16 protein-coding genes are annotated in these 15,413 nt (G+C 38.1%); 5 read left to right on the top strand and 11 right to left on the bottom strand.

Annotated elements, in window-relative coordinates:
• Positions 1 to 935: glycosyltransferase family 9 protein (locus MNY27_RS09110; protein WP_346392192.1), on the bottom strand; the 935-nt coding region annotated here is incomplete at its 3' end.
• Positions 936 to 990: 55 nt separating this feature from the next.
• Here MNY27_RS09110 and MNY27_RS09105 point away from each other — a divergent pair.
• Positions 991 to 1,731: a hypothetical protein gene (locus MNY27_RS09105; RefSeq protein WP_152184671.1), complete on the top strand. Its 741-nt coding sequence runs from the start codon at positions 991 to 993 to the stop codon at positions 1,729 to 1,731.
• On the top strand, positions 1,721 to 2,479 hold the full coding sequence (locus MNY27_RS09100) for a glycosyltransferase family 2 protein (protein WP_343029876.1): 759 nt from the start codon (positions 1,721 to 1,723) through the stop codon (positions 2,477 to 2,479). Before MNY27_RS09105 ends, MNY27_RS09100 begins: the two co-directional genes overlap by 11 nt.
• On the opposite strand, the gene MNY27_RS09095 is transcribed toward MNY27_RS09100, so the two are convergent.
• Positions 2,465 to 3,430, bottom strand: coding sequence for a glycosyltransferase family 9 protein (locus tag MNY27_RS09095; RefSeq protein ID WP_346392191.1), 966 nt, complete (start codon positions 3,428 to 3,430; stop codon positions 2,465 to 2,467). The two genes, MNY27_RS09100 and MNY27_RS09095, sit on opposite strands and share 15 nt — an antisense overlap.
• Positions 3,431 to 3,467: 37 nt before the next feature.
• On the opposite strand from MNY27_RS09095, the gene MNY27_RS09090 reads away from it, so the two are divergent.
• On the top strand, positions 3,468 to 4,760 hold the full coding sequence (locus MNY27_RS09090; protein WP_346392190.1) for a glycosyl hydrolase: 1,293 nt from the start codon (positions 3,468 to 3,470) through the stop codon (positions 4,758 to 4,760).
• Positions 4,757 to 5,740, top strand: a complete 984-nt coding sequence (gene waaF, locus MNY27_RS09085; protein ID WP_346392189.1) for a lipopolysaccharide heptosyltransferase II — start codon at positions 4,757 to 4,759, stop codon at positions 5,738 to 5,740. Before MNY27_RS09090 ends, waaF begins: the two co-directional genes overlap by 4 nt.
• On the opposite strand, the gene MNY27_RS09080 is transcribed toward waaF, so the two are convergent.
• From MNY27_RS09080 to rfaD, 3 genes are read right to left on the bottom strand one after another with little or no spacing between them, the layout of a single operon-like run.
• Positions 5,737 to 6,342: a YfaZ family outer membrane protein gene (locus MNY27_RS09080; RefSeq protein WP_152184667.1), complete on the bottom strand. Its 606-nt coding sequence runs from the start codon at positions 6,340 to 6,342 to the stop codon at positions 5,737 to 5,739. The two genes, waaF and MNY27_RS09080, sit on opposite strands and share 4 nt — an antisense overlap.
• Positions 6,336 to 7,766, bottom strand: coding sequence for a D-glycero-beta-D-manno-heptose-7-phosphate kinase (rfaE1, locus tag MNY27_RS09075; RefSeq protein WP_346392188.1), 1,431 nt, complete (start codon positions 7,764 to 7,766; stop codon positions 6,336 to 6,338). Before rfaE1 ends, MNY27_RS09080 begins: the two co-directional genes overlap by 7 nt.
• A gap of 4 nt (positions 7,767 to 7,770) precedes the next feature.
• Positions 7,771 to 8,775 carry an ADP-glyceromanno-heptose 6-epimerase gene (rfaD, locus tag MNY27_RS09070; RefSeq protein WP_346392193.1) on the bottom strand — a complete coding sequence of 335 codons (1,005 nt, stop codon included), beginning with the start codon at positions 8,773 to 8,775 and terminating at the stop codon, positions 7,771 to 7,773.
• 113 nt (positions 8,776 to 8,888) lie between these two features.
• Here rfaD and MNY27_RS09065 point away from each other — a divergent pair, with 113 nt between their 5' ends.
• Positions 8,889 to 9,176 (top strand): cytochrome C, encoded by a 288-nt coding sequence (locus MNY27_RS09065; RefSeq protein WP_152184665.1) that lies wholly within the window; start codon positions 8,889 to 8,891, stop codon positions 9,174 to 9,176.
• Between the two features lie 69 nt (positions 9,177 to 9,245).
• Here MNY27_RS09065 and ccoS read toward each other — a convergent pair whose 3' ends face one another.
• The 6 genes from ccoS to MNY27_RS09035 all read right to left on the bottom strand — a co-directional run bounded on the left by ccoS (position 9,246) and on the right by MNY27_RS09035 (position 15,407).
• Positions 9,246 to 9,467, bottom strand: a complete 222-nt coding sequence (ccoS, locus tag MNY27_RS09060) for a cbb3-type cytochrome oxidase assembly protein CcoS (protein ID WP_152184664.1) — start codon at positions 9,465 to 9,467, stop codon at positions 9,246 to 9,248.
• Between the two features lie 2 nt (positions 9,468 to 9,469).
• On the bottom strand, positions 9,470 to 11,917 hold the full coding sequence (locus tag MNY27_RS09055) for a heavy metal translocating P-type ATPase (protein ID WP_346392187.1): 2,448 nt from the start codon (positions 11,915 to 11,917) through the stop codon (positions 9,470 to 9,472).
• On the bottom strand, positions 11,847 to 12,338 hold the full coding sequence (locus tag MNY27_RS09050) for an asparaginase domain-containing protein (RefSeq protein ID WP_346392186.1): 492 nt from the start codon (positions 12,336 to 12,338) through the stop codon (positions 11,847 to 11,849). Before MNY27_RS09050 ends, MNY27_RS09055 begins: the two co-directional genes overlap by 71 nt.
• Positions 12,339 to 12,340: 2 nt before the next feature.
• On the bottom strand, positions 12,341 to 12,856 hold the full coding sequence (gene gmhB, locus MNY27_RS09045; protein ID WP_346392185.1) for a D-glycero-beta-D-manno-heptose 1,7-bisphosphate 7-phosphatase: 516 nt from the start codon (positions 12,854 to 12,856) through the stop codon (positions 12,341 to 12,343).
• Positions 12,857 to 13,447 carry a D-sedoheptulose 7-phosphate isomerase gene (gene gmhA / locus MNY27_RS09040; RefSeq protein WP_346392184.1) on the bottom strand — a complete coding sequence of 197 codons (591 nt, stop codon included), beginning with the start codon at positions 13,445 to 13,447 and terminating at the stop codon, positions 12,857 to 12,859.
• Positions 13,448 to 13,589: 142 nt separating this feature from the next.
• Entirely contained in the window at positions 13,590 to 15,407 is a 1,818-nt protein-coding gene (locus MNY27_RS09035; RefSeq protein ID WP_346392183.1) for a citrate/2-methylcitrate synthase, read from the bottom strand.
• Between the last annotated feature and the right edge of the window lie 6 nt (positions 15,408 to 15,413).

The following is a 15,413-nucleotide window of genomic DNA, read 5'->3' as shown; positions in this document are numbered from 1 at the left end:
TCATGCTTCTCTTCACGCGGCCAGTAACGAAACGGAGGTATCTCAAAAAATATCCCAACAGTAGGAATCTCTAAGGCTATTCCCATATTTCGCACACCTGTATCATTAGAAACCAGCATTTTACTGTTTGCTAAGAACTGCATCACATCTTCTATAGGGAGTAGCTCTTGCAGTCGTACATTCTTCCGCTCTTTGAGCGGTTCATAGATATCAAAAAACTTCTCATCCTCACCGATACCTTGCAATATCACATGCTCATATTCTGGAAATTTTTGCGACATCTTATCTATCAAGGCAGAAAATTTCTCTGCAGCCCAACACTTACTTTTTGCAGATGCTCCGGCAAAATAGACTATACGGTTTTGAATACTATTTTTTGGATAAAATTTCTCTAATCCATACCGGAGAGGATAAGCTGTTTTTGCTCCCAAAACATTAAGCATATGCTCCACAGAGAGTGCTTCAACGACAAAGTCACTTCTGAGTGTTGCTATATCAAAGAAAGCCCTTCTAATTGCTCTGTAGGGATAGCCAATTTTGAGCTTGGCATTTGAGAGTGCAACAACCAATAAAGAGAGGGTACTGTCTGTCAAGTCAAAAATAATATCCGGAGAAGGAAGTTTTTTGGCTTCTTTAATACGCGTGAACAGACTTGTTTTAGAACCATCTTCTGCATATCTGCTAACGACATGGATATCATCAATCAAATCCTCTGGTATTCCATACATATAATGTTTAACTACACTTAAAGTTATTTTGGCGTTTGGAAAAAACTTTCGAAGTTCTATCAAAAACGGACGAATATTCATAAAGTCCCCAATCGCTGCATGACGAATTACGGTAATCCTTTTAATATCTTCAGGATCTTTATCTTTTAAATACTCTTTTGCCCGTTTCGATGCAAAAGCACTTCCTCGCCTAAAATTTAACTTCAAACCAACACCTTTTTTAGTATAATGTCTATTATACAAAATAAATAATGAGAACTCTATGAAATATATTATCTCTCCTCAATATAAGGAGAAATTTGAACACTTTTTTAAAAATATCCAAAACTATTTTCATACCCAAACAGACAACATCCATAAAGCACGTAATGAACTAAAAGTCATCCCTTATGAAGGTGTCTCTACAGTTGTAAAAGCTTTTAAAGTTCCAAATATCATTAATAAAATTGCTTATACATTTTTTAAAGATTCCAAAGCAAAAAAATCCTATGACTACTCACTCAAACTTGGTGACTTTACACCTACGCCCATAGGTTATATTGAGTTTTTTAAAAACGGTCTTCTAGATGAGAGTTACTTTGTCAGTGAGGAGTTTATCTATGACTTTACCATTCGTGAGCCTCTCCTAGAAAAAGACTTTCCCAATAGAGAGAGCATTTTTAAAGCCTTTGCCAAGTTTACTCTTGCTCTGCATAATGCAGGAATATTTCATGAAGATTACTCTCCTGGAAATATTCTCATCAAAAAAGAAAATGGCAACTATACTTTTAAGATAGTCGATGTCAATCGTATGCGTTTTTTCACCCTCTCCTGTGATGAGAGAGCCAAAAACTTCTCAAAACTCTGGGCAAGCGAAGAGGCGCTTACAAGCATAGCAACAGCCTATGCAAAAGAGTACACAGAGTGTTCTGACTTTGTACAAAAAGCACTGCACTACTCCCTGCAGAACAAAAAGATAAAAAATTTCAAAAAAAGACTCAAAGGAAAAGAGATTGATTGGTAATATATCTGCCGTAGTACTTGCTAAAAACAATGAAACAACCATTCAAAAGACCCTTCAGGCGCTGCAAGATTTTGAGGATGTAGTCGTTTATGACAATGGTTCAACTGATAGAACCATGGAGATTGCAAAAAGTTTTACCAATGTAAACTTAATAGAGGGCGAGTTTAGAGGTTTTGGCTGGAGTAAGAACAAGGCGGCAAGTTATGCCAAAAATGAGTGGATTTTAATCGTTGACAGTGATGAAGTTATTGATAAGAAGCTGCGTGAGGTACTTGCTACAAAGAAACTCGATGCAAACACAGTTTACATTCTTAACTTTCGTGCCTTTTACAAAGACATAGAAGTAAAACACTGCGGTTGGAACAACCAGAAGATAAAACGACTCTACAACAAAAGTGTAACAAAATACAATGACAATGATGTCCATGAAGATATCATTACAGAAGAGCTTCAAACGGAGCTCTTAGAGGGAAATATGCTTCACTACAGCTACCAAAGCATCGAGCAGTTTGTTAATAAAGCCAATACCTACTCTACCCTCTTTGCAAAGAACAATGCAGGCAAAAAGAGCTCCTCACCCGCTAAGGCCTTCTTTAACGGAGCCTACTCATTTATCAAGACCTACTTTTTCAAACAGGGATTTCGTGACGGATATGTAGGGCTTGTTATCGCATACTCACATATGGTGACAAATTTTTACAAGTACATCAAACTCTATGAACTAAACAAAGAGCTAAAAGGCAAGTAGTTCTTGCTTTACTTCCTCAAATATCACTTTTCTTTTACTCTCATCAATAGGTAACATATAGTGCTTTTGCAGTTTTGCATCCCCTATACTTTTCCATCTTGCAGCACTTGCAAATTTGCTGTCACCAAAAAAGGTCATCGTCGGGCATCCTACTAAAGAGGCAAGATGATAGGTTCCAGTTGAAGTAGAGACAAAAAGTTTAAATTGACTCAGCAACTTTGCAAAGGTAACAATGCCATCAAGTGAGAGGTAAAAGTCAACATCCTCACCCTTGAGACGATTTTGCATCTCTTCATAAAGCTCTTTTTCATCAGGACCGAAAGTAAGCACGATCTGGTACTTTTTATCTGTAAGTTTTACACGAATGAGCTCTTCATACTCATCAAGGTTCCAGTTGGCATCAGATGATCCACCAAAACCAACATGAAAAGCGATAACATCACGTGATATGTCATAGTTTGCACAAAAAACATCATAAACCTTTTTGGCATCTTCAAACTCTAAAAGCGGCTTTGGAAAATCGAGTGAAATGCCTGAAAATAGTGCCTGCGTGAGCGCGAGATTATACTCAAACTCAGCCATCTTTACCTCACTGCGCCGCTGTACCACTCTTTTGTTGTAAAAGATCTGTGCGATTTTAGTAGCAGGAGCGATGCGTTTTGGTATGCGTGCAAAAAACTGAGCCAGAGCCACACGTGTATTTGAAAAGAGTGTAACAGAAGCATCTATCTTAGCAGCTTGTAATTTTCGTGAAAGTGCAAAGAGAGAACTTTTACCATCATCAACTATAACCTCATCTATAAAATCACACGTCTGGGCCAAAGAGCGATTAAGTGGAGCTACAAGGGCTATGATGCGGTTTTTTGGACTATGATGCTTTAAGACATAAAAGCTTGGCAGTGCCGTTATAAAGTCTCCAAGCTTATCTGTTCGTACAACTAATATATTCATAAAGTTATTTTATCTTAAAATGGCTATAATTGCACTTATGAAAAAACCGTTTTCCTGGGATGATTATTCCGACCAACCAGCACTACTTCAAGACAGAACTTTTAAAAAATCGATGCGTAAAAAAGAGCTGCCATCCCTACTCTACACTTTTTTCAGTGCACTTATTTTACTGCCACTTTCCATGCTTGCCACCCCTTTTATAAAGAGAAAAGAGATAGAGTCAAAACAGTTCTTCTCTTTAGGCATTGACTTTGAAAGAGATGCTCACGCAACAACTGATATGATAAAAGAACTTGGCGTAGAGAGTATCCTAACACGCTTTAAACTCTGGGAAATGGAAAAATTGCCGCAACTAAAAGAGTTTCTCTCAAAGTACAAAAATAAAAAAATAACCCTGAAAATTTTACAAGACAGAGAAAATATCGAAGATTTAGCACTTTTGAGAGAAAACCTCACGCAGATATTTCAAGAACTTGGCGACCTCGTAGATATCTTTGAAATCGGCTCAACCATTAACCGCGCAAAGTGGGGCTTTTTTTCTGTCAGAGAATATCTCGCATTTTATAAAGTTGCTTATAATCTAAAACAAAAGCAGTTTCCGAACATTAAAATCATCGGAAGTGATGTGATTGATTTTGAATTTCACTACACTGCCCATACACTCTTTAACTTTTGTAAGTGCAAATATGAAGGTATTGCAGCACTTTTATATGTTGACAGACGGGGCGCACCGGAAAATACACAACTAGGACTCTCACTTACCGATAAACTCGCTCTTTTAAGTACTATGGTATGGCTAAGTCCAAAGACAAAACAGGAGCTTCACATTACAGAAGTAAACTGGCCACTCAGTGGTACAGCACCTTATGCACCAACAAGTGAATATGAGTGCGTGAGCGAAGAGGTTTACGCCAATTATATGCTGCGTTATTATCTTTTAGCCTTTGCAAGCCAACAGGTTGATTCTGTATCATGGCATCAGCTCATAGCTCCTGGTTATGGTCTTGTAGACAATCGAGACAGCATCAAAAAAAGAGAAGCCTTTTATGTTTATAAACAGATGATACAAACACTTCAAAATGCCCAATTTTTACGTCTTGATATTAAACGGGGCTACTATATCATTCAACTCTGGGTCGATGAACAACTCCTACAGATTCACTGGTCACTAAAGCCTACAACACTCAAAAATGAAGATTTTTTTGAAGTCTACTCTAAAACTGGAAAACGTTTAAAAAATGAGATTTTAGATATCAATGACTCTCCTATCTATATCTTCATCACCAAAGAGGTTGGTAAAAAAGTCAATGCAAGTGAGCGTATAGAATGAGAATCTTAGTTATCCTTCCAAACTGGCTTGGTGATGCCATCATGGCGACACCGGCTATTGAGCTTTTGGCAAAGAAACATCCTAGTGCAAGATTTACATTTGTTGGAAGTTATGTCAGTATTGAAGCACTTAAACATCATCCACTTTGCCAAAGGGCTGTCGTTGATGAGACAAAAAAAGCTTCTTCACGTCTTATGGCTACCTATAAACTTGCTAAAGAGCTGGGTGTTTTTAATCTTGCTGTTACATTTAGAAATCAACTCCACTCTTCCCTTCTGCTCTATTTTACAAATACAGTCCTAACCATCGCTAGAGAGTCTTGGCATTCACGATTTTTACTCTCTCATACACCAAAGATAGTATCAAATCAACATCTTGTGGAGCAATATTCTCAGCTTGCTATGGTTAATATAAATGATTTTACTAAAGATGAAATCCCACCGCTCAAACTCTACATCGAACCTAAGAAGTTTGATAAGCCAATGCTTGGCATCAATGCAGGAGCAACGTATGGAAGTGCCAAGAGATGGTATCCTGAACGCTTTGCTGCCGTGGCAGCACACTTTAGCAATAGATATGACATCATCATCTTTGGTGGTCCAAATGAAGTGGAAATGGCAGCAGAAATTGAAGAAAATCTCAAAAAACTAGGTATTACCAACTACACAAATTTAGCAGGAAAAACTACCATTGAAGAACTGTGCAGTAATATCGGAGGATGTTCACTCTTTATAACCAATGACAGTGGTCCAATGCACGTTGCAGCTGCTTATCAAGTTCCAACTGTGGCCATTTTCGGTCCGACAAAATATAAAGAGACTTCACAGTGGATGAATGAAAAAAGTATTATTGTCAGACATGAAATGGATTGCAGTCCATGTATGAAAAGAGAGTGCCCACTAGAGCATCATGAGTGTATGACAACGATTACAGCCTCTGAAGTTATCGAGGCTGTTAATAACTTGGATCTAAAAGTTTAAAAACCTACTTTAAATCCGACATACCAGTACGAGTTATAATTAAAATCTCCACCTGTAGAAGAGTACCCTTTGTTTGCTTTGTAGTTTGTATCCATAGAACGGTATCCTAGCGTTATTCTACCATTATCGATAATCTCAATATCATAGCTTAAACGATACTCTAAAAAGCTGTCTGCATCACTAAATGAGAGAACACTTGGTGCATAGTAAAGTTCACCATTTAAGTACATTGGTACGTAGCTGTTTGCTGGAATTTTATATGCAAACTGTAAACCTAAAGGTACTGATGTAAAGTTTTTTGTAAAGTTTATTTTTGCACCCATTCCTACTCGCATACCTTGATTACCAATTGGTCTCATCATCAAGAAGTTTGCTTCAAAATATGGGTCTAAATTTACTCGCTCATTATCAGAGTGTTTCTCATCCGCATTTAAAAACTTTGCACCTACGAACATTGTATTTGGTTCTACAGCTTCATTAAACTGTCCAACATCGAACTGTCCGCTTACTTCTAAATCTTTATTATTGATATTGATCTCACCCGTATTAAGAGCAAAAGCTGTTAATGCTGTTGCACCAAGAAGTGTAATTTTCTTTAACATGTCTTTCCTTGTATCTTTTCTATAGTTTTTGTTGTACTTTTGCCATCGACAAAGTCCACAAGTTTTAACTCTCTAGCAAATTCTGTACCGACTACTTTTTTACCTTCATAATCACCGCCTTTGACCAAAACATCCGGTGCTATCATCTTGATAAGTTTATAAGGTGTATCTTCTTCAAATGGCACTACAAAGTCCACTGCTTCAAGTGCTGCAAGTAGGTATGCTCTGTCCTGGGCTACATTTACAGGTCGTGTTGGCCCTTTGAGACGTGAGACTGAAGCATCAGAGTTAAGCCCTACTATTAAGATATCTCCAAAACTCTTTGCAATTTGTAAGTACTTTACATGCCCTACATGCAAGATATCAAAGCAGCCATTTGTAAAGACAACTTTTTTTCCATTTGCCTTATAACGTTTTACTATTGCATCAATCTCTTCAAAAGTTTTTATGTGTGCATCAGAAGTACTTTTATGCAGACTTGCTTCATACTCCTCTATCTCATCGATAGTAACCGTTGCACTCCCGATTTTTCCAACGACAACACCAGCAGCCAAGTTTGCGAATTTTGCTGTTTCATCGATGTTTTTTCCAGCTGAGAGAGCATAGGCTATAGAAGCTATGACCGTATCACCTGCACCTGTTACATCAAAGACCTCTTTGGCAACTGTTGGAAATCTTTTGAGATCACTATCATAGATAGCGATTCCATCTTCAGAGAGCGTAATAAGTGAAATCTCTAAATCACACTCACCTTTTAGTTTTAAAAGTGCCTCTTTTAATGAGTTCTCATCCATAATATCTATACCGGTTGCAAGCTGTGCCTCTTTTTTATTTGGTGTGAGCAGTGTAGCTCCACGATATTTTGAGAAGTCACTCCCTTTTGGATCAACAAGGACACGGACACCTTCTGCTTTTGCGGCTTGTATGATGGCCTGCGTGAGAGACTCAGTAAGTACACCTTTTCCATAATCAGAAAGAATTACAGCATCGAAACTTTTAATATCCTCACGCAGAGATTTCATGATACTCTCTACAGAATCTTCTGTAATATCTTCTTTACTCTCTTTATCATAACGAAGTATCTGCTGGCTTACGGCAATAATACGGCTCTTCTTTGAAGTTTTTCTATCATGCTGTACTATAAGTTTACTGTCATCAACAGCAATATCTCGCAACATTGCACGCAGTTCATCACCATTTGGATCATCCCCTATAACACCAGCAACACTCACACTCGCACCAAGAGCTTTTAAGTTGTTAATAACATTTCCTGCCCCACCAAGAACTGTTGTCTCTTTCGCGATGTCTACTACCTGTACAGGTGCTTCAGGAGAAATTCTCTCACAACTCCCCCATAGGTAATGGTCTATCATCAAATCCCCAACTACAAGGATATTTGGCTTTGCCTCTTTTAATATATTCATTCTACTACTTTACTTCTGTTTCATAGATACGTTTAATCTCAGGAACATACGCTCTTATTCCCTCTTCCATCTCATATGCCGGCTCATATCCGAGATACTCTTTTGTATCTTCAATATCAGCTTGTGTAAAGAACTGGTATGAGCCAACATACGGATTTGGAATATATTCACATTGTGCATTTGTTCCTAACTCACGTTGTAGTATATCTACAATGTCTTGGAAACTTCGTGCTTTTCCTGTTCCTACATTATATACACCACTCTTTTTTGGATGCATAGCTTTAATATTTACCTGAATGATATCTTCTATATAGATAAAGTCACGTAGTATCTTGTCGCTTCCCTCAAAAAGACGAGGATTTTTACCAGCAAGCAGTTGATGTCCAAACTGCAGTACCATTGAAGCCGTTGTATTTTTAAAGTACTCTCTAGCACCATATACATTAAAGTAACGAAGTCCCACAATGGCGATGTCTGAAGATTTCATATAGTCATTTGCAATATTGTCCATCATCACTTTTGAAAAACCATATACATTATTTGGCTCTTCGTGTCCTACTTTAAAAGTATCACTCCCCCCATAGGTTGCAGCTGAAGATGCATAGATCATATTTGCATCATGTGCCACAGCAAGATCAAGTAGGTCTTTAAATGCATTGACATTTGTCTTTATCATCAAATCCTGCTCTAGTGCAGTAGTATCACTGATAGCTGCTTCATGAAAAATATAATCAAATTTATAATTGACTTCCAAGTCTAAAAGCAGATCTTTATCATTGATATCACCACTGATAACCTCTCCACTAAAGCCCAAAAGATTTTTAAAATGTCCAAAGCTTTTCAGGTTTCCATTACTTAAAGTCTCTCCACTTCGAAAACTGTCAAGTACGACCACATGAGCTTTTGGATGATTCTCTTGAAAGTAAAATGCCAGATTTGAGCCTATAAACCCAGCCCCTCCGGTAATCAATATTGTTTTATCTGCTAAATCTTCATCAATGTATCTCATTTTCTCATCCATAGTAAATTAATTTTAATAAAATGATACCTTTAAAATGATTAACAAGTATTTAAGACTTTACCTATTATAATGCATATGAAACTTTAAATTAAGGAAATAAAATGAAAAAAATCGTAATTGCTTCAATCGCTACTTTAGCATTAGTAACAGCTGCATCTGCTGCAGTAAATGGTAAAGCATGTGCTGCATGCCATGGTGCTAACTGGGAGAAAAAAGCTATGGGTAAATCTAAAGTTGTTGCTGACATGACTCACGCTGACATTGCTGCTGCACTCAAAGGTTACAAAGCTGGAACTTACGGTGGACCAATGAAAGGTGTTATGAAAGGTCAAGTAGCACGTTACTCTGATGCTGATTTAGAAGCTTTCGCACAAACTATCGGTAAATAATTATTATTATTTCACTTTGAGTTACCCTTTTGGGTAGCTCACCCTTCCTCTTTTTTAAAATCTCTAATTTTATTCTGGTCTATACTCTTTTTTACGAAGAGCCTCTTTTTTCTTTGCTTGGGCACGTGCCGCATCATTTAACTCATCGACATCATCAAACAGTGCTGAATTTAAAAACTTCTCTTTATCATCAAACTGCCCCTTTTTGATTGCCCACATCAATGCAACAACTGCGATACTTCCCAAAAATACCGATACTCCAAGCATCATACCAATTACCCAACTATCCATTTCTAGTCCTTATATCCTAATTTTATTCGCATTGAGTTCCCAACAACAAGCAGTGATGAAAGACTCATAGAGATTGCAGCAATTAGCGGAATAATGTACCCGGCCATCGCAAGCGGAATTGTGATGCCATTGTAAAGTAAAGAGAGACCAAGATTCTCTTTTATCATTATAAAGGTACGTTTTGAGATTTTAAAGCTATCATAGAGTGATGCAAATGTATCGTTTAAAAGTACAACATCACTGACCTCTATAGCAATATCACTCCCATTACCCATAGCAATAGCAATGTCACTGCTAGCAAGTGCTAAGATATCATTGACACCATCACCTGCCATCACAACAGTTTTACCCTCTTTATGCAGGTTTGCAATGTAAGTGGATTTATCCTCTGGAGTGAGTTCTGATTCATACTTTTCAATGCCAACAAGCTCTGCTACTTTTTGTGCACTCTTCGTATGGTCACCAGTAAGCATAATAACTTCAATACCCATCTTTTTAATTTTTTCTATAGACTCTTTTGCATCCTCACGAGGCATATCAAAAAGCTCATACTTTGCCAGTAATACACCACTATAAGCAAAATAAAATTCACTGTGTTCACTGCTACTCTCTACATCAATCCCTATAGCACGCATAAGTTTGGCATTACCACCTGCTAACATCTTACCATTATACATTGCCGTAATTCCCTGAGAGGCAATATTTTTGAGGCTCTCCACCTCATAACAAGAGAGATTTTCATCATAGATGGCGCTTACCACTGCTTTTGCAATAGGGTGTTTTGAGTTTAAAATTAAAGAGTAAAGCATAGAGGTGTCAAACTCTTTGAATATTTCAGATTGCACGACTTTAGGACGTCCCTGCGTAATGGTCCCTGTCTTATCAAGAGCCAAAACATCTGCCTTTGCCATGGTTTCAAGTTGAGCTGCCTCTTTAAAAAGTATGCCTCTCTTGGATGCGATGGAGAGCCCTACAAGTGTTGCAACCGGAGTAGCAAGAGCTAGTGCACATGGACATGCAATGACAATCACAGAGATGGAAATCATAAAGGACTGTTCAAAGTTATGGGAGTAAAAATACCACCCGACAAAAGTAAACGCTGCTAAAAGTAAGATAATTGTCGAGAAATATTCACTTAGCTTGTTTGCCAACTGCTGGATTCGCGGCTTGTTATTCATCGCATTTTCAAGTAGTGAGACAATATTACTCATCGTTGAGTGTGCATAATCTTTTGTGACTCTATATTTTATATCCGCATCGATACTGACAGTCCCACTGATAATGCACTCACCTTTTTCTTTGAAAATCGGTTCACTCTCTCCGGTGAGGCTTGACTCATCAAAACTGCCACTGCCCTCATACACTTCTCCATCAAGAGCAACACGTTCTCCACTTCCAAGAAGTACTATCTCACCCTCTTTTATATCATGAACGCTTTTGGTGACGATTTTTTCATCTTCTACAACTTTTACATCACTGACAAGATGCTGACTCATAATATCAAGTGTATCTGCAATACTTTTTTTACTAAGGACTTCTAAAAACTTTCCAACTAAGACAAAAGAGATTATCATCGTCACAGAATCAAAATATGCCTCTCCACTTCGAGTAAGGGTAATGTAGATGGAGTAGATATAGGTCAGAAGTGCACCTGTTGCAACAAGGGTGTCCATATTGACCGTTTTTGTCTTTATACCATAGTACATCCCTCGAAAAAACGGCCATCCACTGTAAAAAAGAACAGGCGTTGCAAGAACCCACTCCCCAAGATTTAAAATATGTTTCACATCAGCAGATATTCCAGTGAAATATCCGGCATACTGTGCAACCATGATTGTCATCATATTCATCGTTGCAAAGACAGCAACTGCAATGCGAAGGTAATAATCTTTTCGCTCTTGATTTGCTTTTTCTTCCTGCAGACTTGCATCATAAGGGTAGGAATTGTAACCTATGGCACGGATCATATCGATAATCTCGGAGAGTTTTACAACATCATCATCCCAGACAATTTTGGCTTTGTTGTTTGTGTAGTTGATATTTGTAGCAATAACACCATCCATATTGATAAGTGCTTTTTCATTGAGCCAGACACACGCAGAACAGTGAATACCCTCAATAATTAAAGATACTTCAGAGAATCCATCTTTATTTATGGTCACAAAACGTTCATAAAATGCCGGTGCATTAAAATTACTGGAGTCTTCATACTGCTCTTGAGGCGGTGCGAGTTTTTCACTCCCAAGCTTTTTGTAAAAACCATCAAGTCCCTGATCACTTAAAAGATGAAAGACACCCTGACAACCATTACAACAAAAGTAATGTCCATCATCTTCTATCATTACATCTTGCATAAATTCCAGATGACAGTGGTCACATTTAATCTTCTTGGACAACTTGAAATTTCCCCAATGTTCTATTTTTTTTGAGTTCCTGCCATGGACGTACATAACCGTTCATACAGATATACACCCCTGCTATCTCTTGCGTCTGGGCAAAACCTATGGACATTCCAAGATTAAAGCTCGCTTCTGATTTCTCGATAGAGTAAGGCTTCATAGCTCCCGTGAGCACTATAACTCTGTCATCAAAGATAGCATCTAAGAACTCTGCCGTCTCATCAATCGTATCGGTACCATGAACGATAACAAATTCAGCTTCCTCAGACTCTGCAATGATACTTGCAACTCTTTTCCTATCTTCTATATCCATATCCAAACTGTCTTTATAGACAACACCAGCGACCATAAAATGATGTTTGATTGAAGCCATAATCTCATCGATAGCGTCATTATCATAAGGGACTTCCAAAACTCCCGTCTCTTCATTGTACCGTTTGTTAAATGTTCCACCACTGTTTAAAATAAGCATATTTACTTCCAAATCTCATCTAATTTTTTTACAATTTTCGTAGCTTTTGACGCTTGAACTTTTCCGCTCTCATCAAAAAAATAGGTCTCACGCAGTCCAGCACTCTGCCCTGCTTCAATGTCTCGCTCTTTATCGCCTATCATAATAGAGTTTTGCAAATCCAGATCAAACTCATCTACTGCCTCACGCAGCATTCCAGGTTTTGGTTTACGACATGCACACTCACCTGATAAATCCGGATGATGCGGACAATGATACACCTTTGTAATTTTGATGCCTTTTTGCTCAAAAACTTCCAACATCCACTGCGTGAGCTTAATAAACTCTTCTTCGGTATAAAAGCCGCGAGCAATACCTGACTGATTAGTTACAATAAATATCAAATAACCTAAATCCTGATAGTGATGGCAGAGATTAAAGATACCATCAATAAATTCAAAATCTTCTATTTTGTAAAGATACTCTTTTTCAACATTGACAACACCGTCACGGTCTAAAAAAAGAGCTTTTCTCTGCATCTATGCACCTACACCTTCACCAAAGGTCTCTTTCTCAATTATATCACAAAGAATATGACCGATTAGGATATGTGACTCTTGAATACGTGGTGTAGAATCTGATGGTACAATGAGTGCGACATCTGCCATCACGGCCATTTTCCCACCGTCTCGACCGACAAGGGCTACTGTTGTGATGCCTTTTTCTTTTGCCACCTCAAAAGCATTGATGATATTTTGCGAATTTCCAGAAGTTGAGATACCAAAAAAGATATCACCCTCTTGTCCCATACCTGCAAGCTGACGAGAAAAAACCTGGTCATATCCATAATCATTTCCAATTGCAGTCAGATTAGATGTATCAGTTGTCAGCGCTAAAGATGGAATGGAAGGTCTGTCAAACCCATAACGGCCAACAAGTTCTGCAGCAATATGCTGTGCATCGGCAGCACTTCCGCCATTACCGGCTAAAATTGTCTTTTTATCCGTTTTATAGAGTGCTACACATCTGCGTGCAACATCTTCTATTTTGTCCAAAAGCGCATCATCTTCATATATTGCCTGCTTTGTCTCATATGATTCTTTAATTTGATCTTTTATATAGTTTTTCATCTGCTCTGCCTAAAAATAATATCTGAAATAATAGCATAGAATTGGTTATAAAAAGGTGTTTAGAATAGAGAGGGAGTAAATTTTAAAAGGAGCAGTAACCAAAGAGAAAAACTCTTTGGTTACAAGATGTCAGAAGAAAAAACTAGTCGATTTTTTCTGCTTTTTTAACATCATAAAGAATGTCATCCATTGGGTGACGATACATTGGCATTGCAAGACGTTTTTCATCAAGTACGTGACCGATGAAACCGATTGAACGACCTACGATGAAGAATGCATTAAGCGTACCAGACTCAATAAACTCATTGATCTCTTCTTCAGAGTATCCAAGAGCTCTCCACATATCAACCATTAAGATACCGATAGTACCATCAACGTTAAGAATAAGGTTCTCTTTTTTACTTGTAGTAAGTGCCTCAACAGTTCTTGCATAGTCAAGTAATGGAGTACTTGGGAAATGCTCTGCTGCATAGTTCATAAGACCAGTTACACGAAGGTCTGGGTTCTTCAACGATTTGATACGGTGACCGATACCTGGAATTGGCACACCCTCTTTTTTCATGTATGATAAGAACTCTTTTGGAGAAAGATTATTATCATCAGCATATTTGAAGTATTTTGCTGCACCATCAATAGCACCACCAAAACGCGGACCAATTGTTAAAAGACCAGTTACAAGTGACTCAACAACAGATTTTCCAGCACGCGCTGTTACTTTTGCATTGTGTGCACCAGAAACTGCTGGACCATGGTCTGCAACAGTTTTGATTACAGTCTCAATGAAGTCTGTAGCCCATTTTGGATACTGTTTTTTGAACCATAGAAGTGAAATAACATCACCGATACCTTTACCAGTATCTGGAGTAGCAACACTAGAGATTGGGAAACCAGCATATGTTGCCTCTTCACCACGGTCATCAGAGATTGTACAGATAAACTGTTTAGGACGACGTACTTTTGGTACGATGTTGATTTCAGGCTCAGCGATTTCACCGATAACACCTTCAGCTTTAAGTCCTTCATAAACCTCTTTGATTTTTGCCGGAAGATCATTGAATGTTGCAGGTACATGAATACCAGCTTCAGCCATAGCTTTGTTTTTCGCTTCAGCAGTCTCTCTCTCAGCATTTGCAGATGCACCTGCGTGACCGAATTGAACACCAGAGTCATAGTACTTAGCGATTGTACCGATACACCATGCGATGATTGGTTTTGTAATTTTTCCAGATTTAACTGCTTCAATTACTTTGTACTCTTCAGTACCACCAACTTCACCAAGTAAAATCATATATTTTACATCTGGGTTCTCTTGCATACGAAGTAAGTTGTCGATGAAAACTGAACCAACAAATCTATCACCACCGATTGCAACACCCTCAGCGATACCATCAGCATTGATAGCGATGATGTTTGAAAGCTCATTAAAAAGCCCACCTGAACGAGTTACAAGTCCACAAGAACCTGCACGGTGAAGTTTAGAGTTGATGATGTTCTCAATAGTACCACCGATGTTTGCAATTTTGAATGCACCCGGAGCAATAGCACCAACAGTAGCAGGTCCAATTACAACAACACCAAGCTCACGTGCGTATGCATTCATACCACGAGCAAGTCTCTCAGGGATACCTTCAGCCGTGATCATGATAGTCTTAAAACCACCAATATTCAGTGCTTCCATAGTTACATCATAAGCAGTTCTAAAAGATGCAAAGTTTAAAAGTACATCAGCTTGTGGCTGAGCAGCTTTTGCTTCTGCAGTACTTTTGTAAAGTGGGATCATAATCTCATCGCCACCCCAAAAGAACTTCTCAAACTTGTTTCCACTTGTAGGAGCTACGATAGCTGCAACAGATGGTGTCTCTCTTTTAATTGTATAATCATAATCAAGCATTCTTTGGATTGCTGTTTTGTTGTTGTTCCAAAAAATTGCTTGTGTATCTCTAGTAAATAATTTTCCCATCTCTTC

It is taken from the genome of Sulfurimonas sp. NWX79, assembly GCF_039667035.1.
GTDB classification, from domain to species: domain Bacteria; phylum Campylobacterota; class Campylobacteria; order Campylobacterales; family Sulfurimonadaceae; genus Sulfurimonas; species Sulfurimonas indica.
The sequence above is the reverse complement of the archived record's forward strand: the minus strand, read 5'-3'. Positions and strand labels throughout refer to the sequence as shown.

Excerpts from the sequence above, each read along its gene's own strand:
- MNY27_RS09105 (WP_152184671.1), top strand. The coding sequence starts at position 991 with ATGAAATATATTATCTCTCCTCAATATAAGGAGAAATTTGAACACTTT.
- MNY27_RS09095 (WP_346392191.1), bottom strand. The coding sequence starts at position 3,430 with ATGAATATATTAGTTGTACGAACAGATAAGCTTGGAGACTTTATAACG.
- MNY27_RS09090 (WP_346392190.1), top strand. The coding sequence starts at position 3,468 with ATGAAAAAACCGTTTTCCTGGGATGATTATTCCGACCAACCAGCACTA.
- waaF (WP_346392189.1), top strand. The coding sequence starts at position 4,757 with ATGAGAATCTTAGTTATCCTTCCAAACTGGCTTGGTGATGCCATCATG.
- MNY27_RS09080 (WP_152184667.1), bottom strand. The coding sequence starts at position 6,342 with ATGTTAAAGAAAATTACACTTCTTGGTGCAACAGCATTAACAGCTTTT.
- rfaE1 (WP_346392188.1), bottom strand. The coding sequence starts at position 7,766 with ATGAATATATTAAAAGAGGCAAAGCCAAATATCCTTGTAGTTGGGGAT.
- rfaD (WP_346392193.1), bottom strand. The coding sequence starts at position 8,775 with ATGAGATACATTGATGAAGATTTAGCAGATAAAACAATATTGATTACC.
- MNY27_RS09065 (WP_152184665.1), top strand. The coding sequence starts at position 8,889 with ATGAAAAAAATCGTAATTGCTTCAATCGCTACTTTAGCATTAGTAACA.
- ccoS (WP_152184664.1), bottom strand. The coding sequence starts at position 9,467 with ATGGATAGTTGGGTAATTGGTATGATGCTTGGAGTATCGGTATTTTTG.
- MNY27_RS09055 (WP_346392187.1), bottom strand. The coding sequence starts at position 11,917 with ATGTACGTCCATGGCAGGAACTCAAAAAAAATAGAACATTGGGGAAAT.
- MNY27_RS09050 (WP_346392186.1), bottom strand. The coding sequence starts at position 12,338 with ATGCTTATTTTAAACAGTGGTGGAACATTTAACAAACGGTACAATGAA.
- gmhB (WP_346392185.1), bottom strand. The coding sequence starts at position 12,856 with ATGCAGAGAAAAGCTCTTTTTTTAGACCGTGACGGTGTTGTCAATGTT.
- gmhA (WP_346392184.1), bottom strand. The coding sequence starts at position 13,447 with ATGAAAAACTATATAAAAGATCAAATTAAAGAATCATATGAGACAAAG.
- MNY27_RS09035 (WP_346392183.1), bottom strand. The coding sequence starts at position 15,407 with ATGGGAAAATTATTTACTAGAGATACACAAGCAATTTTTTGGAACAAC.